Origin of the sequence: Novosphingobium resinovorum (assembly GCF_001742225.1) — a bacterium.
Taxonomy (GTDB): Bacteria; Pseudomonadota; Alphaproteobacteria; order Sphingomonadales; family Sphingomonadaceae; genus Novosphingobium; species Novosphingobium resinovorum_A.
In genome coordinates, this window is sequence record NZ_CP017075.1 from 2,713,030 (window position 1) to 2,733,019 (window position 19,990).

Annotated in this window: 20 protein-coding genes and 1 tRNA gene; 7 read left to right on the forward strand and 14 right to left on the reverse strand. The window is 66.6% G+C overall.

The window, feature by feature from the left end; translation table 11 throughout:
- The first annotated feature begins 33 nt into the window (after positions 1-33).
- Positions 34-504, forward strand: coding sequence for a Fur family transcriptional regulator (locus BES08_RS12695; RefSeq protein WP_081799008.1), 471 nt, complete (start codon positions 34-36; stop codon positions 502-504).
- Between the two features lie 11 nt (positions 505-515).
- On the opposite strand, the gene BES08_RS12700 is transcribed toward BES08_RS12695, so the two are convergent.
- Entirely contained in the window at positions 516-902 is a 387-nt protein-coding gene (locus BES08_RS12700; RefSeq protein WP_069708517.1) for a VOC family protein, read from the reverse strand.
- Positions 903-996: 94 nt separating this feature from the next.
- Here BES08_RS12700 and dxs point away from each other — a divergent pair, with 94 nt between their 5' ends.
- Positions 997-2,919, forward strand: coding sequence for a 1-deoxy-D-xylulose-5-phosphate synthase (gene dxs / locus BES08_RS12705; RefSeq protein WP_036525815.1), 1,923 nt, complete (start codon positions 997-999; stop codon positions 2,917-2,919).
- Positions 2,920-3,170: 251 nt separating this feature from the next.
- Here the strand turns inward: dxs and BES08_RS12710 are convergent, their stop codons facing one another.
- The 4 genes from BES08_RS12710 to BES08_RS12725 all read right to left on the reverse strand — a co-directional run bounded on the left by BES08_RS12710 (position 3,171) and on the right by BES08_RS12725 (position 7,986).
- On the reverse strand, positions 3,171-3,431 hold the full coding sequence (locus BES08_RS12710) for a hypothetical protein (protein WP_036525814.1): 261 nt from the start codon (positions 3,429-3,431) through the stop codon (positions 3,171-3,173).
- Positions 3,432-3,597: 166 nt separating this feature from the next.
- Positions 3,598-4,890, reverse strand: a complete 1,293-nt coding sequence (locus BES08_RS12715; protein ID WP_069708518.1) for an amidohydrolase family protein — start codon at positions 4,888-4,890, stop codon at positions 3,598-3,600.
- Positions 4,887-6,269, reverse strand: a complete 1,383-nt coding sequence (locus tag BES08_RS12720) for an amidohydrolase (RefSeq protein WP_069708519.1) — start codon at positions 6,267-6,269, stop codon at positions 4,887-4,889. The genes BES08_RS12715 and BES08_RS12720 overlap by 4 nt, the downstream gene beginning before the upstream one ends.
- A gap of 64 nt (positions 6,270-6,333) precedes the next feature.
- On the reverse strand, positions 6,334-7,986 hold the full coding sequence (locus BES08_RS12725) for a peptide MFS transporter (RefSeq protein WP_036525809.1): 1,653 nt from the start codon (positions 7,984-7,986) through the stop codon (positions 6,334-6,336).
- 317 nt (positions 7,987-8,303) lie between these two features.
- On the opposite strand from BES08_RS12725, the gene BES08_RS12730 reads away from it, so the two are divergent.
- From BES08_RS12730 to BES08_RS12740, 3 genes are all read left to right on the forward strand, one after another.
- The gene (locus tag BES08_RS12730) at positions 8,304-8,588 is read left to right on the forward strand and encodes an integration host factor subunit beta (protein ID WP_036525893.1); all 285 of its coding nucleotides are present in this window, start codon (positions 8,304-8,306) and stop codon (positions 8,586-8,588) included.
- 69 nt (positions 8,589-8,657) lie between these two features.
- Positions 8,658-8,741 (forward strand) — tRNA-Leu (locus tag BES08_RS12735).
- A gap of 167 nt (positions 8,742-8,908) precedes the next feature.
- Complete coding sequence (locus BES08_RS12740; RefSeq protein WP_069708520.1) at positions 8,909-9,523, forward strand: PilZ domain-containing protein; 615 nt, start codon at positions 8,909-8,911, stop codon at positions 9,521-9,523.
- Here BES08_RS12740 and BES08_RS12745 read toward each other — a convergent pair.
- Both BES08_RS12745 and BES08_RS12750 read right to left on the reverse strand, forming a co-directional pair.
- Complete coding sequence (locus BES08_RS12745) at positions 9,520-10,764, reverse strand: ABC transporter permease (protein ID WP_051586836.1); 1,245 nt, start codon at positions 10,762-10,764, stop codon at positions 9,520-9,522. The genes BES08_RS12740 and BES08_RS12745 overlap by 4 nt on opposite strands.
- Entirely contained in the window at positions 10,761-11,753 is a 993-nt protein-coding gene (locus BES08_RS12750) for an ABC transporter ATP-binding protein (RefSeq protein ID WP_069708521.1), read from the reverse strand. Before BES08_RS12750 ends, BES08_RS12745 begins: the two co-directional genes overlap by 4 nt.
- Positions 11,754-11,832: 79 nt before the next feature.
- Between BES08_RS12750 and queG the strand changes: the two genes are divergently transcribed.
- On the forward strand, positions 11,833-12,873 hold the full coding sequence (queG, locus tag BES08_RS12755; protein ID WP_069708522.1) for a tRNA epoxyqueuosine(34) reductase QueG: 1,041 nt from the start codon (positions 11,833-11,835) through the stop codon (positions 12,871-12,873).
- Between the two features lie 109 nt (positions 12,874-12,982).
- Here queG and BES08_RS12760 read toward each other — a convergent pair whose 3' ends face one another.
- From BES08_RS12760 to BES08_RS12775, 4 genes are all read right to left on the reverse strand, one after another.
- Entirely contained in the window at positions 12,983-14,209 is a 1,227-nt protein-coding gene (locus tag BES08_RS12760) for an NAD(P)/FAD-dependent oxidoreductase (protein WP_069708523.1), read from the reverse strand.
- Positions 14,210-14,302: 93 nt separating this feature from the next.
- On the reverse strand, positions 14,303-15,295 hold the full coding sequence (locus tag BES08_RS12765) for an LLM class flavin-dependent oxidoreductase (RefSeq protein WP_036525801.1): 993 nt from the start codon (positions 15,293-15,295) through the stop codon (positions 14,303-14,305).
- A gap of 10 nt (positions 15,296-15,305) precedes the next feature.
- On the reverse strand, positions 15,306-16,187 hold the full coding sequence (locus tag BES08_RS12770) for a tetratricopeptide repeat protein (protein WP_069708524.1): 882 nt from the start codon (positions 16,185-16,187) through the stop codon (positions 15,306-15,308).
- A gap of 5 nt (positions 16,188-16,192) precedes the next feature.
- Positions 16,193-16,969: an alpha/beta hydrolase gene (locus tag BES08_RS12775; protein WP_069708525.1), complete on the reverse strand. Its 777-nt coding sequence runs from the start codon at positions 16,967-16,969 to the stop codon at positions 16,193-16,195.
- Between the two features lie 247 nt (positions 16,970-17,216).
- Here BES08_RS12775 and BES08_RS12780 point away from each other — a divergent pair, with 247 nt between their 5' ends.
- The gene (locus BES08_RS12780; protein WP_069708526.1) at positions 17,217-18,554 is read left to right on the forward strand and encodes a glycosyltransferase family 39 protein; all 1,338 of its coding nucleotides are present in this window, start codon (positions 17,217-17,219) and stop codon (positions 18,552-18,554) included.
- Positions 18,555-18,705: 151 nt separating this feature from the next.
- Here the strand turns inward: BES08_RS12780 and BES08_RS32870 are convergent, their stop codons facing one another.
- From BES08_RS32870 to BES08_RS12790, 3 genes are read right to left on the reverse strand one after another with little or no spacing between them, the layout of a single operon-like run.
- The gene (locus BES08_RS32870; protein ID WP_155986255.1) at positions 18,706-18,858 is read right to left on the reverse strand and encodes a hypothetical protein; all 153 of its coding nucleotides are present in this window, start codon (positions 18,856-18,858) and stop codon (positions 18,706-18,708) included.
- 44 nt (positions 18,859-18,902) lie between these two features.
- The gene (locus tag BES08_RS12785; RefSeq protein WP_036525793.1) at positions 18,903-19,097 is read right to left on the reverse strand and encodes a type II toxin-antitoxin system RelB family anti-toxin; all 195 of its coding nucleotides are present in this window, start codon (positions 19,095-19,097) and stop codon (positions 18,903-18,905) included.
- A complete protein-coding gene (locus BES08_RS12790; RefSeq protein ID WP_069708527.1) occupies positions 19,094-19,678 on the reverse strand; it encodes a hypothetical protein in 585 nt (194 codons plus the stop codon). The genes BES08_RS12785 and BES08_RS12790 overlap by 4 nt, the downstream gene beginning before the upstream one ends.
- Positions 19,679-19,990 lie beyond the last annotated feature (312 nt).

Consider the following 19,990-nt stretch of genomic DNA (forward strand, 5'->3'; position numbering starts at 1 on the left):
GCACTGATTGCACAAGTCCGCGACAGGCCCCATATGGGCGCCATGTCCGGCAACCATCATCACCACGAACATTCCGGCGACAGCCTTGTATCGGCCGCCCGCAACGCCCTCGTCGAAGCGGGCGAGCAGTGGACCGAGATGCGCGCCGACGTCTTCGGCGCCCTCGCCGAGCGGGAACGCCCCGCCTCCGCCTACGATCTTGCCGAGAGCGTCTCGGCCCTGCGCGGCAAGCGGGTGGCGCCCAACAGCGTCTACCGCATCCTCGACCTGTTCGTGCGCACCAACCTCGCCCGCCGGGTCGAGAGCGCCAATGCCTATGTCGCCAACAGCCACCCGGGTTGCCAGCACGACTGCATCTTCCTGATCTGCGACAGCTGCGGCCAGGCCGTCCACATCGACGACGACAAGCTGACCGGCGCCCTCATCGCCGCCGCCAAGGGCGCGGGCTTCGCCGACGTGCGCCCGGTCGTGGAACTGCGCGGCATCTGTGCGCAGTGTAGCTAGCGGAAGCCCCCTCAGCTCGTCTGCGTCAGGCTGAGCAGGTTGCCATCGGGATCACGGAACCACGCGGCCTTCATCGCGCCGTCCACCGACGTCCAGAGCCCCGCGACGTTCTGATTCTCCTCATCGAACACGAGGAACTCGACCCCCTTCGCGCGCAGCTGCGCCATCGTCGTCTCGATATCCGGGATCGACCAGCCGAGCACGGTATACTCGTGCGATTCCCATTCCCGGTTCGAGGTCAGCCGCAGGATCGCCCCGCCGCCCATGTCGTAGATCGTCGCGTACTCGTCCAGCGACAGTTCCGGCAGTTCCAGCACATCGCCATAGAACGCTTCGGCCCGCGCGCGGTCGGTCGTAGAGATGAACGTAATCGCGCGTGCCTCAGGAACGATCGCCATTGTATCCCCTTTCATTCCAATCGCCTGCTCTTGACGCAGATTAACGGTCACGGTCAATCGACACGCAAGTCTCAAAGGTGTAAGGGGCCGACAAATGAACGCCAATCCGGCCACTCCTTTGCTCGACACGGTTTCGACTCCCGATGACCTGCGCAGGCTGAAGCCCGCGCAGCTGCGCCAGCTTGCCGACGAACTGCGGACCGAGATGATCTCGGCCGTGGGTCAGACCGGCGGCCACCTCGGCTCCGGCCTTGGCGTGGTCGAACTGACCGTGGCGATCCACTACGTCTTCGACACGCCCGTCGATCGCCTGATCTGGGACGTCGGCCACCAGGCCTACCCGCACAAGATCCTGACCGGCCGCCGCGATCGTATCCGCACCCTGCGCCAAGGTGGCGGCCTGTCCGGCTTCACCAAGCGGTCGGAGAGCGAGTACGACCCCTTCGGCACCGCGCACAGCTCCACCTCGATCTCCGCCGCGCTGGGCTTCGCGATGGGCAGCAAGATCAAGGGCCAGCCCGGCCGCGGCATCGCCGTGATCGGCGACGGCGCGATGAGCGCAGGGATGGCCTACGAGGCGATGAACAACGCGCGCGAGGCCGGAAACCGCCTCGTCGTCATCCTCAACGACAACGACATGTCGATCGCCCCGCCGGTCGGCGGCCTCTCGGCCTATCTCGCGCGTCTCGTATCCTCGGGCCAGTTCCTGGGCCTGCGCGAACTTGCCCGCAAGTTCGCCCGCAAGCTGCCCCGCCCGCTGCACCTCGCCGCCAAGAAGACCGACGAATTCGCGCGCGGCATGGCCATGGGCGGCACCCTGTTCGAGGAACTGGGCTTCTATTACGTCGGCCCGATCGACGGCCACGACCTCGACGCCCTCGTCCCGGTACTGGAAAACGTGCGCGACGCCGGCGAAGGCCCGATCCTCGTCCACGTCGTCACGCAGAAGGGCAAGGGCTACGGCCCGGCCGAAAGCGCGGCGGACAAGTACCACGGCGTCCAGAAGTTCGACGTCATCACCGGCGAGCAGGCCAAGGCCCCCGCCGGTCCGCCCAGCTACACCGGCACGTTCGCCAAGGCCCTCGTCGCCGAAGCGGAAAAGGACGCCACGATCTGCGCGATCACTGCCGCGATGCCGTCGGGCACGGGCCTAGACAAGTTCGCGCAGATGTTCCCCGAACGCAGCTTCGACGTCGGTATCGCCGAACAGCACGCCGTCACGTTCGCGGCGGGCCTCGCCGCGCAGGGGATGCGCCCGTTCTGCGCGATCTACTCCACTTTCCTGCAGCGCGCCTTCGATCAGGTCGTGCACGACGTGGCGATCCAGAACCTGCCCGTGCGCTTCGCCATCGACCGCGCCGGGCTCGTCGGTGCGGACGGCGCCACCCACGCCGGCTCGTTCGACGTCACCTACCTCGCCACCCTGCCCAACATGGTGGTCATGGCCGCGGCCGACGAAGCCGAACTTGTCCACATGGTCCACACCGCCGCGCAATACGACGCAGGCCCCATCGCCTTCCGCTACCCGCGCGGCAACGGCACCGGCGCCGCCCTGCCCGAGACTCCCGAACTGCTGGAGATCGGCAAGGGCCGCGTGGTGCGTGAAGGTACCAAGGTCGCCCTCCTATCGCTCGGCACCCGCCTCGGCGAAGCCCTCAAAGCCGCCGACCATCTGGAGGCCAAGGGCCTGTCCACCACCGTGGCCGACCTGCGCTTCGCCAAGCCGCTCGACACCGACCTCATCCGCCGCCTGATGCTGTCTCACGAAGTCGTGGTGACCGTGGAGGAAGGCTCGATCGGCGGCCTCGGCGCCCACGTGCTGACGATGGCCAGCGACGAAGGCCTGACCGACGCCGGGCTAAAAATCCGCACCATGCGCCTGCCCGACACCTTCCAGGACCACGACAAGCCCGAGACGCAGTACGACGAAGCAGGGCTGAACGCACCGCAGATCGTCGATACGGTGCTGAAGGCGCTGCGGCATAACAGCGCAGGGGTGAACGAGGCGCGGGCTTAACGTTTTATGGGAAGTCCTGGGGCCATCGCCCCAGACCCCGATACTGTCGGCGCCGCGCGCGCAGCCGCGTTGAACAGGATTTCCAGCCTTGCGTGATTATTTGCCCAGCTTTCGACGTAGACGAATAACTCAGAAACCTGGTTAATCGCACTTCGTCATTCCCGCGAAAGTGGGAGCTCAACTGATGCCCGGGCAACACAAGCCGTCAGGAGATGGGTTCCCGCCTTCGCGGGAATGACGATAAAGGTTGGCTAGCTGCCGTTCGGCCTATCGCGCCAAGAACGGACTTTTGCGATCAGCAGATTGACGCACAAGGCAAGTCCGATTGCGACCGCAATTACAGCCCCCATCATGATCCACATGGGTGTGTAGTCGCCAACGCAGGGCGGTTTCCGTCCTTCGCACCCGCCACCGCCCATGATGCTCGCGATGAACAAGATAAATGCGATAGGAGTCATCAGCACAAAAGCGGTGAGACACCCCCAGTTCGTTGGACGGTTTGCGTAGCTCATTCTGCGATCCTGACTGGCGAGGTTACTGTCCGCAATGGCGGCGAAAGCTGCCGTGGCGCCTCTGACAACTGCCGCAGGCCATCAATATGCACGCAGCCCCGCCTCACGCGCGACGACGCCAGTAACGGGGTGCAGGGGGCGATGGCCCCCTGCCTTACCTTCTCTCTTACCAGTCGTAGGCTTTGGGCAGATAGGTCTCGTCCAGATCCTTGTACCGTTCGCGCAGCCGCGCCTGATGGCTGTCCACGGGCTGCTTCACCCCGTCGATCCACACCGAGACCGGCGCGGAAGACAATTCGAGCGGGTCGCCGTCCCACAGCACCACGTCGCCCGCCGCGCCGGGGGCGAGCACCCCGGCTTTTCCGCCGAAGCCGCTGATCTCGGCCGGGATCGAGGTGATCGCCGCCAGTGCTTCGCCCCAGGTGAGGCCCGAAGCGCCGGGGATCTTCGTCAGGGCGACGAGGTTGCCGGCCTGCTGCGGGGCGTTGCGGGGCTGGTCCATGCCCATGAACATGCCGATGGCGACCTTGACGCCGGCCTTCTTCATGCGGCCGACGTTGGACATGGTGGCGGCCAGCGTCTCGAAGGTGGCGGGCAGGTCGCGCATCGGCATCGTCACGACGGGAACGCCCGCCGCCGCGATCTCAGGCGCGACGAGCCAGCCTTCGGTGGCGCCGACGAGGACGAGGTCGAGCCTGGGAAACTCGGCCTTGAGCGCGAGGACGCCGCGGATGTCCGAGGCGCGTTCGACGCCGACGTAGAGGGTCTGCGTGCCGTCGATAACTTTCGCCAGCGCGGCGGCGTCGGCGCGGGTCAGCAGGACGTCGCCCTGTCGCTGCGCGCCTACCGGCAGCGCGGCGACTTCGCGGGCTTCGCGCAGGGCGTTGCGCAGCGCGGTGTGCGCCGCGACGCGGCTGCCGCCGGAGAGACGCGCGCCCGATTCGCCAAGCTCCACGTACTGGAACGCGCGCGGCTTCATGACGATCGCCGCGTCCTGGCCGAGGTCGATCACGGCGCCTTGTCCGGCGAAGATCGAGGCTCCGTTCATCGGCGCGACGCTGGCGCGGGTGACGCCCCCTTCGCGGCTGACGGCGATGTGTTCGCTGGAAGGGTTGAGCGCGGTGGCGACGTCGAGCGCGGCGTTGAAGGGGGACTTTTCGGCCGAGGTGTCGTTGCTGTCGTCGACCGCTTCGACGTCCCACAGGCCGAGGTCGGTGACGGCGGAGAACAGGCCCGGTGTGACCCACTTGCCCGTCCCGTCGATCACTTGGGTGCCGCCCGGTGCCGCCGTGTCCCGTCCTACCGAAACGATCTTTCCAGCCCGGACGACGACGGTTGCGTGTTCGATCGGGGCGCTGCCGTCGCCGGTGCCGACGGTCGCGTTGGTAATGGCAAAATCCTGAGCGGAAACGGAAATCGGCGCGGCGCCGAGAAGGATGGCGAGGATCAGGCGATTCATTTCACGTCTCCTTCGCCGGGCTGGCCAAGCTCGAAATCGCTGACCGGCTTTCGCTTGGGGTCATCGGCGTCGTAGAGCAGCGCACCGTCCGACCAGACCTTCTCCGGGCGCGAATAGACCGACAGCGGATTGCCGTTCCAGAGCACCACGTCGGCCATCTTCCCGGCCTCCAGACTGCCGGTTTTCTCGCCGATTCCCATGGCCTTGGCGGCATTGTAGGTGAACCAGCCGACGACCTGCCCGTCGGGCACGTCCACCCCGATCCGCCTGCCTGCCGCCTGCGCGCGCGCCGCCGCCTGATTGAGCCGCTGGATGCCGTTCTCGTCGTCGGAATGGATCACCACGCAGGCCCCCTGCTTGGCCAAAAGTGCAGCGTTTTCAGGGATGCCGTCGTAGGCTTCCATCTTGAAGCCGTACCAGTCTGCCCAGATCGCGGCGCAAACGTCGTTGGCCTTGAGCAGGTCGCCGATCTTGTAAGCCTCGACCGCGTGGTGGAAGGCGGTGACCTTGTAGCCCATCTCCTTGGCCATATCGAGGACCTGCGCCATCTCGTCGGCGCGATAGCAATGATTCTGAACGAGAATCTCGCCCTTCAGCACGCCTTCGAGGGTGTCCTTGCCGAGATCGCGATCGGCATGATCACCGTCCATATACTTCTTCGCATCGATCCACGCCTGCCGGTCGACCGAGAAATTCCCCATGCGAGTCATGGGCTTCTGGTTCCTGGCGCCGTAGACCCGCTTGGGGTTCTCGCCGCAGGCCATCTTCAGCGAATAGGGCGCCCCGGGGTACTTCATGCCCTGCACGGTGCGGCTGGGCACGTTCTTGAGCGTCACCGCCCGCCCGCCGATGAGGTTGCCGGAACCGGGGAGAATCTGCAGCGTGGTGACGCCGCCATTGATGAGCGCCCGCGTGAAACCGGGGTCCTGCGGCCAGACCGAATGCTCGGCCCAGACGTCCGGCGTGGTCGGGCTGGTCATCTCGTTGCCATCCGACAGCGCATCGACCGAAGGGCTGGGATAGACGCCGAGGTGCGAGTGGATGTCGATCACGCCCGGCGTCACGAACTTGCCGGAGCCGTCCACGCGATCGTAACCGGCCGGAATCGCTAGGTCCGCCGCCCCGACGGCGACGACTTTGCCGTTCTCGAACAGGACGGTGCCGTTGTCGATCCGCCCACCACGCCCGTCATAGACCGTCGCGCCGACCAGCGCCGTCGGCCGGCCCGGATAGGGCTTGTAAGTCGAAGAATAGGGTGCTGGTCCGGACTTCGCGTCCTTGTCCTTCTTCTTCGCATCGGCGGCCTGCGTGGTCATCACGAGAGCGGCGCTCATGACCAGGCCACACAGCAGACGCCGCTTCCAAGGCGTTTCCCTCATTGGCAATTTCCCCTGTTGCAATACGAAACCGGCCCAGGGAGCACCCCGGGCCGGTCAGTCATTCTCAGTGCCTGATGGTCGGGTGGAGGCCCGCTTCCTGTGCCTCCAGCCCGATCCCGGCCTGCCCCTCAAGGTCGGCGTCCATGCCCCGGTCCGCCAGCGTGTCGAGGTGCATCCAGCGTCTGACCAGCGGCGAGACCGCCAGCACCACGACCGCCACGCCCAGCGTGATCCAGCCGATCTTCGAATAGATCGAGAGGGTCAGCGCCTTGTCCATGGTGCCGCTTTCGCCGCCGGTGGCCTCGCCGATCTTGCCCGCCACGAAGTTGCCCACGGCGGTCATGTAGAACCACGCGCCCATGATGAAGCTGCCCAGATGCAGCGGCGCCAGGCGCGTCATCGCCGAGAGCCCCACGGGCGACAGGCACAGCTCGCCGGTCGTGTGCAGCATGTAGATCAGGAACACGAAGACCACCGAGGTCATCACCGCCGGATCGCCGGTTCCCGCACCCCATACGAAGACGAGGAAGCCGAGGCCGACCTGCGCCAGCGCCAGTGCGAACTTGGCAGGTGCGCTGGGCTCAAGGCCCTTCTTGCCGAGCCAGGCCCACAGGCCCGCGAAAATGGGGCCGAACAGCACGATGTAGATCGGGTTGATCGACTGGAAGAGGCTGGTCGGCACTCCGCCGCGATCGACGAACTTGTCGGTATAGAGGCTGAGGCTGCCGCCCGCCTGCTCGAACAGGCCCCAGAAGATCGGGTTGAGCGCGATCAGGAACAGGATCGCGAAGATACGCTCGCGCGGTTCCTTGGGCAGCTTGAACGCTTCGTAGAGCGTATAGGCAAGCATCGCGACGCCCGAGACCATCAGCAGGGTCTGGATCACGGAGACGTACTGGATCAGGAACCAGATCACCGCGACCGAAGCGATGGCCACTCCGTAGAGCGTGAACTCGCGGTTCTTCGTCAGCGGCTTGGGCGGCTCGCCCCGGCCCTTGAGCGCAGGTCGACCGAGCACGAAGATGACGAGGCCCAGCAACATGCCGATACCCGCAAGGCCGAAGCCCCACGACCAGCCGATCGTCTCGCCCAGATAACCGACGAGGATCGTGCCCAGCGTCGCGCCGGTGTTCACGCCCATGTAGAAGATCGTGTAGGCCGCGTCGCGCCGGGTGTCGGTCATCTTGTAGAGCTGCCCGACGATCACCGAGATGTTCGCCTTGAGGAAGCCCGAACCGACGATGATGAGCGCCAGCGCCAGCCAGAATACATTGATTGCCGGGTCGCCCTGCTTCGTCGCCGGGTCGGTGACGCCCTGAAGGCCCTCGTAGGCCATGAACAGGTGGCCCACCGCGAGCACGATGCCGCCGAACAGCACGGCCTTCCTCTGCCCCAGCCAGCGGTCGGCGATGTAGCCACCCAGTACCGGGGTGATGTAGACGAGGCTGGTATAGGCGCCGTAGATGAGGTTCGACTGGCCGTCGGAAAACAGCCAGAACTTGACGAGGTAGAGGATCAGCAGCGCCCGCATGCCGTAGTAGGAGAAACGCTCCCACATCTCGGCATAGAACAGCACGAAGAGGCCGCGAGGGTGGCCGGCGAATTCATCGCTCCTGCGGGTGGCGATGATGCCGCCCACGGCGAGCACGGCGAAGAGGAAGACCGCGCCCGCAGCGCCGATCCAGTCCCCTTCCGTCCAGAGTGACATGTCTTTCATGGTGCTGATGCCTTCGCGCCCTGAATGTTTGTATATTGTTTCTTGGTCCCGCGGGCCACCGGCCGCGCGTGAAGGAACAGGAGGTTAGCGCGCTATTTTCCCCTGTAAATGGGGCGAGGCCGCCACGGATGGTGCTTGCCCCACGCTCAAATGATCACTTTTGCGCATCTCACGCGAGGCATTGCGCGAAGCGCACGCTGGTGGCATTTTCACGACAGGCCATGGGGAGGCCAGACGTAATTTTCTGTTTCGGTGCGCGGGTGAACAATTTTTAACACCCTGCCGCCATGGGCACGCTTTTTTGGGGGAAAGTCGCGATGATCAGGTCCGAACTGCTTCAGGTACTGGGCAAGGACAACCCGGAACTGCGTGCCGAGGACGTCGAGCGCGCCGTCGATACCTTCTTCGAGGAGATCAGCCAGCGCCTCGCCGACGGCGGGCGCGTGGAACTGCGCGGATTCGGCGCCTTCTCCACCCGCCACCGCGACGGCCGCAAGGGCCGCAACCCGCGCACCGGCGAAAGCGTCGAAGTACCGGAAAAGCGCGTCCCCTACTTCAAGCCCGGCAAGGAAATGCGCGTCCGCCTCAACGTCGGGGAATAGAAGACCGCGTTCAGAAGATTGCGCCGCCGCTCACAGGCGGCTAGACGCTGCCACGCCCAGCCGGGCCGTGCGGGCGTGGCGGAATGGTAGACGCTGCGGACTTAAAATCCGCTTGGGATTCCAGTGCGGGTTCGAGTCCCGCCGCCCGCACCAGATTTTCGATACCGACGAATACTGCGCATTTATTCGGCGAGCGAATTTTGTTCAATCGTTTGCGTTTACAAATGCGTAACTTGAGAACTGGTATCAATTACTAAGTACCCACCTTTCATGGTATCGTCCGGACACCACGGCATGGGTACTTAGGGGTGATCTTTCGCATGTCCTTCCCGGAAAGCCTGTCCGCCGGCAGCAAGCCGAGCTACGAGGACCAGCGCGCCAGTCCGCGCTTCGCCTTGCTGCTACGCGCCGCGAAGCTGATCGGGGCGCATGGCGAATACCTCTGCATCGTGCGCGACGTGTCCGAGACCGGCGTGAAGCTGCGCCTGTTCCACTCGCTAGCCACCGAGCGTCGCCTGGCCCTCGAAAGCGCGGCCGGGGACCGGCTTGCGGTCGAGAAGGTCTGGGAGAACGGCGGGGAGGCGGGCTTCCGCTTCGACGTCCCGATCGAGGTCCAGCGCTTCATCGCCGAGGCCGGCCCCTATCCCAAGCGCCCGATCCGCGTCTGCGTCGGCCATCCGGTGCAGGTGACGATCGCGGGGGAAACTTCGGCCGCCAAGGTGCGCGATCTCTCGCGCCAGGGCGCCGGGATCGAGACCGAACATTATCTCGCGATCGGGCAGCATTTGCGCATCGGCTCCGCCCTCATGCCCGAATTCGAGGCCACCGTATGCTGGCGCCGGCATCCGTCCTACGGCATCGTCTTCCGGCAGTTGATGAGCCTCGAGGAACTGGCGGTCCGCGCCTTCCACATGCAGGAAGCGGGCGCCCGCTAGCCTTCGGAAACGACGCGCCGCCACCACTTGCGACCTGCCCCCTGCGGCCCCGACTTCATCGCCCGCCTGCGAAACAGCATCGAGCCGCCACGAACCAGCAGCACCACCCACATCACCTGCCACCCAAGCGCCGCGACGTGCGGCCAGAGCGCCGGCTCCTGCGCGGCGCGGGCCAGCATCGCGAAGGGCGAGCTGAACGGCAGGACCACCGCCAGCATCTCGACCGCGCTGCCCGGTTGGGTCATCGCGTAAGTCGCGAAGAAGAACAACATGAGCTGCATCATCGTGACGGGCATAGACAGCGTTTGCACCTCGCGCACCGTGTTCGCCAGCGAGCCGATCGCGAGGAACACCGAGCCCAGCAGCAGGTAGGCCATCGCGAAGTAGATCACCCCCAGCCCGACCAGCATCGGCCAGCCGACCGCCGGTTCGGGCAGTGCCACGACCGATCCCGCCGACAGGTAGATCGCTCCGCCGACGCTACCCCACACCGCGATGCCGACCAGCGACACGCCGAGCATGGCGAAGAGCTTGCCGAAGAACACCGACTCCATCGGGATCGCGGCGGCCAGCACCTCGATGATCTTGTTGCCTTTTTCCTCGACAAGGTTGGACAGGACCATCCCGGCCAGCATCATCGTCAGCAGGAACAGCAAGGTCTGCGCGCCCTGCGCCGTACGTAGGCGGCTGCGCGAATCGCCGGGCGCCGCCACCGAGGTCTTGGCCAGCTTCACCTGTGGCCAGAAGGCCAGAGATCCGTCACGAACCTCGGCCGCGATCAGTTCGACATCCCCCCGCCAGTCCTTGATGAGCGGTCCCGGCCCGGTCAGCACCGGCGCGGCGGGAGAGCCCGACAGCACGCCCGCGAAAGCACCCTTGCGTGACGCCAGCACCACACCCGGATCGGCCTGCTCGGCCGGGGTCAGGTCCTTGACCACATGCATGTCCGGCAGGCCGCCTCCGAGCCGGTCGGCCAGTGCATCGCGGGCACGGACCATCGCCTTCGCGTCGGCCTCGGCCATGACCACGCCGATCGCAGGCGCCTCGCCGCTCTGATCGACGCGCTGGCCGACGCTGCCTGCCAGCAGTCCGACGATCACCGGGAACAGCGGACCGAGCAGGAAGAAAAAGAACGTGCGCGAGAACAGGATCGCGGTGAAGTCGCGCCGGGCCACCACCCAGGCTGCGGCCAGCATCGACAGGCGGCCGCGATGACCGGGCGCGGAAAGATCGAAGTTCATCGGCGCGGCTCCTCGGGCTTTTCCGCTTCGAGGGCGCGGGCGGCAGCCTCCCCGGCGATGGCGACGAAGGCATCGTGCAGCCCGGCGCGCTCGATGGACAGCGACAGGATACCCGCCTCCCCCGCGATCAGCGCGCGCAGCAGCGGCTCGATTCCGCCTTCGGGCAGCGCGAAGTTCCAGTACCGCCCCTCGCGCCGCGAATCGGTCGGCAAGGCAGCGCGCCACAGTCCCTCGTCGGCCTGCGTTTCGAGCCGGACCTGTGCGGGAATCCGGTCGCGCGCGACGTCGACCGGCCCCGCGAACGGGACGCGACCTCCCGCGATGATCGCGACCTCGTCGCACAGGCGCTCGGCATGCGCGATGACGTGGGTGGAGAAGATCACGGTCGTGCCGTCCTCCGCCAGACCGCGCATCATCGCCTCCAGCTTGCCCTGGTTGAGCGCATCGAGGCCGGAGAACGGCTCGTCGAAGATGACCAGGCGCGGGCGATGAACCAGCGTGCCAAGGATCTGCACCTGCTGCGCCATGCCTTTGGAAAGCTGGCGAATCTGACGATCCGCGGCATATCCGAGGCCATGCCGCTCGAGCAGTTCGTGCGCGCGGCGACGGCCTTCCTTCAGCGGCAGGCCCCGCAGCGCGCCGAGAAAGGCGATCGCCTCCGTCGCCTTCATGGACGGGTAGAGGCCGCGCTCCTCGGGCAGGTAGCCGATGGCGTGGGCGACGTCGTGCGGCCGCTCGGCGCCGAGAATGCGACGGTAACCCGAATCGGGCTCGATGATACCCAGCAGCATGCGCAGCGTCGTCGTCTTGCCCGCACCGTTGGGGCCGAGGATGCCATAGACCGAGCCCTGCGGCACCGAGAGGTCGACACCGCCCACGGCAGTGGTCCCCTCGAACCGCTTGACGAGCCCCCGCGCCTCGATCGCCAGGGGGCAATCGAAACCTGACACATTGCCGGTCAACCGAGGATCTCCTACTTGCGCATCCATGAAGCCCCCTGGGTCTAGCACGTGCGCCCCTGATGGCGCAGTCCCGGTTAAGACCGCCCTAAGCAATTTTGCCGAGGCGGTGGAGGGAGAGGCGCGCGCTCTCGGCTTCTGCGCTTTCGGCGTGGCTTCGGCCGCGACGGACGAGGACCGCGCGGCGCGGCTTGACGCCTGGCTGGCAGCGGGGATGCACGGCTCGATGGGCTGGATGGAGGAGCGCGCGCACCATCGCCGCAGTCCGCAGGGGCTCTGGCCCGAAGCCCGCAGCGTCATCGCGCTGGGCATGAGCTATGCCCCCGCCGCCGACCCGCTGCGACTGGCGGACGAAGGCGGGATCGGCCGGATTTCGGCGTATGCGCAAGGCGCCGATTATCACGACACGGTGAAGAAGGCGCTCAAGAACCTTGCCCGCTGGATGGTGAGCGAGGGGGACAAACGCGGGCTGGGGCCGGTCGGGGTGAAAGTCTTCACCGACACCGCGCCGGTGATGGAAAAGCCGCTCGCCGCTGCCGCAGGGCTCGGCTGGCAGGGCAAGCATACCAATGTCGTCAGCCGCGAACATGGATCATGGCTGTTCCTCGGCGAGATCTACACGACACTGGACCTGCCGCTCTCGGCCCCGGCGCGCGATCGCTGCGGATCGTGCCGGGCCTGCCAGGACGCTTGCCCGACCGATGCCTTCCCGGCGCCCTACCGCCTCGATGCGCGGCGCTGCGTCAGCTACCTCACCATCGAGCACAAGGGGCCGGTGCCCGAGGACATGCGCGAGGGGCTGGGCAACCGCATCTACGGCTGTGATGACTGCCTCGCGGTCTGCCCGTGGAACAAGTTCGCCGAGACGGCGCATACGATGAAGGCGTTCCTGCCGCGCGCGGAACTGACGGCGCCGGAGCTGGCGGATCTGCTCACGCTGGACGATGCGGGGTTTCGCAAGCTGTTCTCGGGAAGTCCGATCAAGCGGATCGGGCGGGACCGGTTCGTGCGCAACTGCCTCTATGCGGCGGGCAACAGCGGCCGGAAGGTGCTGCTGGCGCAGGTGGAGCCGCTGCTGGCGGATGCAGACGATGCCGTTGCAGATGCGGCACGATGGGCGAGAGGCAAGCTGACGTCGTCCCGGACTTGATCCGGAACCGGTGGCGGTCTTTAGGCGCGACCTCGGGTAAAGGCGCCCTGCCGACAGCAAGGCGGTTCACGGCCAGCGGTTCCGGATCAAGTCCGGGACGACGCCATTGTCAGACCAGTTCCTTGAGCGGCACGCCCGCGTCGGCGAGGCGCTCGACGTCCGGCGTGGCGCCCGCCTCGACCAGCTTTCGGCCCTGCACGTAGTCCTTGACCATGTTCACGCAGTCCAGCGCCACGACCTTGCCCTGCTTGAGGTAGACCACCGAGAAGCTGCGCCCCTCGACGTCGCCGCGCGTCACCGTCTGGTCGAAGCCCATGTTGATCCCGGCCGTCTGCAGCTTGAGATCATACTGGTTCGACCAGAACCACGGGAACGCCTTGTACGGCTTTGCGTCCCCGCAGATCGCCTTGGCCACGCACGTCGCCATGTCGTTGGCGTTCTGCACCGATTCCACCCGCATCACCGTGCCGCCCGCATAGTCGCAGGCGAAGGCCGCGCAGTCGCCGATCGCGTAGATGTCCGGTAGCGAGGTGCGGCAGAACTCGTCCACGTCCACGCCGTTGGCGCCCGAGGCACCTGCGAGGATCAGCGGACCGACGGCGGGCACGATGCCGATGCCGACGATCACCGCCTCGGCGGGGATCACCTCGCCATCGACCAGCTTCACGCCCGTTACCCGGTGGCCGTCACCTTCGAGGCATTCCACCGCAACGCCGGTGCGCAGGTCCACCCCGTGATCGCGGTGTTCCTTCTGATAGAACTCGGACAGTTCCTCACCCGCGACGCGCGCCAGCACGCGCGGCAGGGCTTCGAGCAGCACCACGTTCAGCCCCATCTTCGACAGCACCGCCGCTGCTTCCAGCCCGATGTAGCCGCCGCCGATGACGACGATGTTCTTCGTGCCCGCATCGACTTCGGCCATCAGAGTGTCGCAGTCCTCGCGGGTGCGCACCGCGTGGACGCCCGCCAGTTCGGCGCCGCCGCACGACAGGCGCCGCGGATCGCCGCCGGTCGCCCAGACCAGCTTGCCGTAACCGAAGGTCGTGCCGTTCGAGAGCGTCAGTTCCTTCGCCTCGGCGTCCACCTTGGTGACTTCGGTGGAGAGCCTGAAGGTCACCTCCTTCTCGGCCCAGAACGTCGGTGGACGGATGTAGAGACGGTCGAAGGTTTTCTCGCGCGCGAAGTATTCCTTCGAAAGCGGCGGGCGCTCGTAAGGATGCTCCGGCTCGCGGCCGATGACGGTGATGGTTCCGGTGAACCCGTTCTGGCGCAGGGCGAGCGCACATTGCGCTCCCCCATGTCCCGCTCCCACGATGACGACGTCTGATTTTTCCATGGCGCGTTGAGTTCCGCAATTTAACCGCGCGGTCAATGCCCCAGACGAAATCTAGTTACCTTGATAGGGGGCATCGCATTGCTGGACAAACGTTCAGCCTACAGGCTGCTTCATCGCGTCCATCGTCAGTTCCAGCGAGCGAATCTGCGCCTCGGGATCATACGTGGCGATGCTGACGATCAGTTCGTCCGCCTGCGTGCGGGCGACGAAGTCCTCGATCCCCTGCCGCACCGTCGCCGGGCTGCCGACCGCGCTGACCGAGCGCACCTGCTCCAGCATCGCCCGCGCCGCGCCGGGAAGACCGGCGCGGTAATCGCGTACCGGCGGCTTCAGGCGGCCCGGATTGCCCGAGCGCAGCGCCACGAAGCTCTGGTCGGTGGAGGAGGACAGGTAGACCGCCTCCTCGTCCGTATCGGCGGCGACCACGTTGATCGCGGCCATGAAGTGCGGCTTCGCCAGGGTTTCGGAGGGCTCGAACCGCTCGCGGTATACCCGCGCGGCATCATCCAGTGCGGCGGGAGCGAAGTGCGAGGCGAAGGCGTAAGGCAGGCCCAGCATCGCCGCCAGCTGCGCACCGAACAGGCTGGAGCCGAGAATCCACATCTCGACATCCGCCCCCGCGGCCTGAGGCGAAGGAACGCCGCCCGCCGCCTGCCCCTGGAACCGGGCACGCAGTTCCACCACGTCGTTGGGGAAGCGCTCGGACGCGGCGTGGATGTCCTTGCGCAGCGCATGGGCCAGCCGCCCGTCGGCGCCCGGCGCGCGGCCGAGACCGAGATCGACGCGGCCGGGGAACAGCGCCGCCAGCGTGCCGAACTGCTCGGAGATCACGTAAGGCGTGTGGTTGGGCAGCATGATGCCGCCCGCGCCAATGCGGATCGTGCTGGTCGCATTGCCGAGATGGGCGAGGACCACCGAGGTCGCGCCGCCCGCGATGCCGTCCATGCCGTGATGCTCGGCCACCCAGTAGCGCCGGTATCCCGCGCGCTCGGCCGCCTGCGCGGTCCGTACGGAGATATCGAGCGCCTCCGCGACAGTGCCGTCTTCGCGGACGGTGACGAGATCGAGGACGGACATCGGGATCATGGGAGAAACCTTATTTTGCCGGATCAGGAGAGCCGAGCTGGGATAGGTACTGCTTCGCCGTCACCGCAGCGTCACTGGAAGGCGCGGCCGCAACGACCGATTCCCAGCTGCGCCGCGCGGCGGCATCGTTGTGCGAAAGCATGGCGATGACGCCCGCCTCCAGCCCGATCTCGGGGTCTTGCGGAGCGAGGCTCGCAGCTTTCTCGATCTGGGTCTGCGCCTGTGCCAGCTTGTCCTGACGGCGCGAGAGCGTGGCCGAAAGCAGCCACGCCTGCGCATTGTCCGGCTGCGCGGCGCGGGCTTCGGCAAGGGCGTTGGCGGCCTCGTCGGGCTGCTTCACGGCGACCAGCCCGCGCGCACGGTCGAGCGCTATCGAGGCGGTGAGGTCCGCATCGCCGACGATCTTGGCGTCCGTCGCTGCAGGGGCGAGCAGCGAGAGCGCCTGCCCCGCCTGCCCGGCGGCGAGCGCGGCATTGCCCGCCATCGCCCCCAGACGCGCGCGGCTGGCATGGTCGGCAGGATCCGCGGCATCGCGGGCATTGGTGAAGGCGGTGCGCGCCTCGTCCCAGCGGTCGAGGTCGCTGAGCGCCACGCCGAGGCACAGGCCCGCACGCACCTGCTCGCGCCCGATGGCGTCGGCCACCGCGCTGCGGGCGAGTTCGGCGGATTTCTCCGGGTTCGCCTCGACCGCGCTCATGCAACCGGCGCTGCTGCGGGCGGCAGGCATCGCGACGTTCTGCGCCTCGCGGGCGCGGCGGTCGCGGTCTTCCTTGTCCTTCTTCTCGATGATCTCCAGCGGCAGCTGCGAAGCATAGGGCCGTGCCGAACTCGGCAGGCTGGAAGCAGGGCCGACCTGGGCCATCAGCGGAAGGAGGAGAAGCAGCGAGGACATGGGGATCAGGACTCCGGGGTGCCCTCTGCGCGCGGCCCTGCCAACGGAAGCACCAGTTCCGCGACGGTGCGCAGGAGCAGGCGAATGTCGGCATCACGCGAGAGGCGATGATCGCCGTCCTTGATCAGCGTGACCTGCACGTCGGCTGAACGCAGTTTCTCCGCCAGCTTCAGGGAGATTTCGAAAGGCACGTCGGGATCGCGCTGGCCGTGGAGCAGGCGCACCGGGGCGTCGATGGCGATCTCGCCCTCCAGCATAAGGTTGGCCTGTCCGTCTGCCCAGAAACCGGGGTGCGTGGGGGTCGGCTCGGGGCCGTAGGGATTGTCCTCGAAGAGGATTTCCCCGTCCGCGAGCAGCGCCTTATCCATCTGGGGGATGCCCCATTCGGTGAAGTCCGGCGCCGGTGCGATGCCGACGAGGCCCGCCAGCCGGTCCCCCAGCGCGAGGCCCGCCATCAGCATCAGCCAGCCGCCCATCGAGGAACCGACCAGCACGATCTTCTCGTCCGTCTCCAGCGCGGCGACGAGGGCGAGCACTTCCTGTTTCCAGCGCGTGAGAGTGCCGTCGGCAAAGTCGCCCGGCGATTCGCCGCAGCCGGAATAGTCGAACAGCAGGCAGGGGAGCCCGCTGGCGCGCGCCATCTCGAACAGGGCGGCGGCCTTGGAACCGGCCATGTCGGACATGTAGCCGGGGAGGAAGACGATGACCGGGCCAGTGCCGGGAGTGAAACGGTAGGCGATCGAACGCCCGTCGGAGAGATCGAGATAGCTGGTCGAAGTCATGGTGCCCTTAGTGGGAAGTGGTTGGCTGCAGGGCAAGGCGACGGTGTGAATTAAGAGAAGGCCCACCCCTAACCCCTCCCGCAAGCGGGAGGGGAGCAGGACGTTTCGCCCTCCCGCAAGCGGGAGGGCCGGGAGGCTTGGCCCGCAGGGCCTAGCCGGACGGGGTGGGCCAGATTGGTATCGAAACCTCTGGACGCCCTCACCGTAATGCGATCTTAAGTCCCGACCGCTAACCGTTCGGGCCGATATGAGCGCCAAGGTCATCCACTTCCCCACCCGCCCGTCCCGGCTTGCGCTGCGGCTCGAATGGTTCGCCACCGATCGCTCGGTACTGCTCGGTATCTGGGCGCTGTATTTCGCGCTGCGGGTGGCGGTGCTGCTGATCGACGTGGCGCCAACGTCCGATGCGGAGTGGTATTTCACGCGCGCCGTCAGTCTCGCGGCGGGCCAAGGCTATCTCGACAACCAAGGGGCGCCCACGGCGTTCTGGCCCGCAGGCTGGCCGATCGCGCTGGGGCTGGTGTTCGCCAAGTTCGGCGCCAGCCAGGTTTCGCTCGGCCTGTTCAACCTCGTGAGCGCAATGCTGATCGGCGCCATGGCGCTGGCGCTGGGGCGCCGCCTGTTCGGCTCGGAGGGCGCAGCGCGCGCCGGGCTGTTGCTGCTGGCGGTCTACCCCAACGCGATCGGCTACGTCCCGCTGGCGCTGACCGAGGTGTTCTACACCGCGCTGCTGATGGCGGGATGCTGGGTGATCGTGACGCGCACCAGCCGCTGGCACCTCGTCAGCGCCGGGTTCCTGTTCGGCGTCGCCACCATGGTCAAGGCACAGACGCTGGTGGTGGTGCCGCTGCTGTTCGCGATCGAGTGGCTGAGGATGGGGCAGGTGTGGAAGCGCTTCCCGCGCCTTTTCGGTGAAGGATTGCTGGTGCTCGCGCTCGCCGCGCTGACGGTGCTGCCCTGGACGATCCGCAACGAGATCCAGCTGGGCCACTGGGTCGCGGTCTCGACCAACGGCGGCTATACGCTCCTCACCGGCAACCACGACACCGCGACCGGCGACTACACCCCCGACGCGCCGGTGGTGAAGGAGCTGATGGCCCGCCCCGGCCTCGACGAAGTGGCGCGCGACGCCGAGGCGCGGCGACTGGGAATGGCGTGGATCACCGCACATCCCGACCGCTTCGCCAAGCTGCTGCCGAAGAAGTTCCTGCGCCTCTGGCTGCCCGATGGCGAGGCCGAGTGGGCCTATCAGGGCGGCGCGCCGGGCTATGCGCGGTTCGAGATGGTCTATCGCGCGGTGCGGGTGCTCAATCAGGGGTACTACGTGCTGCTGATGGCGGCTTTTGGCGCCGCGTTCTTCGTGATGATCGCAAGACGTCGGCGCGACGGGCAGCGGTGGATCGGCTGGTGGCTGCTGCCTTACGGGATCGCGCTCTATCCGACGCTGATCTGCCTCGTGTTCTCGGGCCAGTCGCGGTTTCACTATCCGGTGATGCCGTGGGTCTGCATGACGGCCGGGTGGCTGGCGATGACGGCGCTGGGCAAGCTGAGCGAACGCGGAACGCACGTGCATACTCTGCACTGAAGGGCTCGAGCCCTGGACGGGTGGTTGTGAACCGGCAACGTGGCAGCGTGAGGCGCAGGGGCTTCGACAAGCTCAGCCTGAGCGGATTTCAGAAATACCCCTATTCCCGCTCAGGCTGAGCTTGTCGAAGCCCCTGCGCAGAAAGCACCGCTCAGTACAGGATCGGCGCCACGACCCGCAGGATCACCTTGCCATCGGCACGGATCGTGCCGAAACCGGTCTCCTCACGCGGCCGGGCAGGTTCGGCGGCGGACTGGAACAGTCCCAGCGACACCGCGACAGCCGCCGCGATCGCTACCGCCACGCCGACCCGTGCCCCACGCCTTCGCTTCAACGGCCCGCCAGCCATCACTCGCCCCTCTGGAATATCTCTTCGATCGTCATACCAAAGAGGTCGGCGATGCGAAAGGCCAGCGGCAGCGAGGGATCGTAGCGCCCCGTCTCGATCGCGTTGACGCTCTGGCGCGAGACTTCCAGCCGCTCGGCCAGATCCTGCTGGCTCCAGCCGCGCTCGGCGCGCAGGACCTTGAGGCGGTTCTTCACGCCTCCCTCCAGCGATTGACGATAGAGCTGGCGCCCAGTCCCACCGCCCACACCGGCACGGCGGCCCAGCCGGGAACGTGCGGGACCAGTTCGAACGTCTCGAGGAAGCCCCAGACGGTCGCCACCGCCAGCAGCAGCCCGGTGGCCCAGAGAGCCGCGTTGATGACACGCAGGCGAAGATACTCGTCGGTCTCCTCCACCAGATAGCGCGCCATCGTCCACAGCATGAAGAAGATCGGCAGCGCCGGCAGCAGCGCCAGCAGCCAGAGCAGAGGCCCGGATGCGCCGGACTTGGCCCCGAAGACGGCCACGAACAGGAAGATCACATAACCGAACGCCCAGATCAGGCCCCGGCGATTGTAGCGCCGCGTTGCGGGAGACAGCGCTCCGCACGCTGCCTGTGCCTTCTCGGAAGCGCGGACCAGCGGGATCAGCAGCAGCATCGGTGGGATCATCACCAGCGCTGAGGGAATCGACCCCAGATCCAGCGCACGCGCGGCGAACCCTGTGCCGAACATGCCTACGAAAAACGCGCCACCCCAGAACCAAGCGGGTCCGCGCGACAGGGTTTGGTCCGTCATGACAAGCCTCCTTGCTTATGTGTAAAGGGAATTTGTCATTCTAGTCACCATAAGTCAAGCAACATTGACATTATGGAAAGTAGCCTCGTCGTCATCGGGTGATCCCGAGACCACGCTTGGCTTTCCGCGCCCGAATCGCTACATCGCGCTCATGCTGTTAGGCACCGCCAAGACTACGACCCAGACTACTCGGCTCGTCCGGGCACGGTTGGTCGCAGGCTGAGCACGCGAACCGCCGTCGCCCGGATTTCGGGCGAGATTGGCGTCTCTCGTTTCCGAAATAGAGCCATTTCAGCCGACGCCGCACCTTCA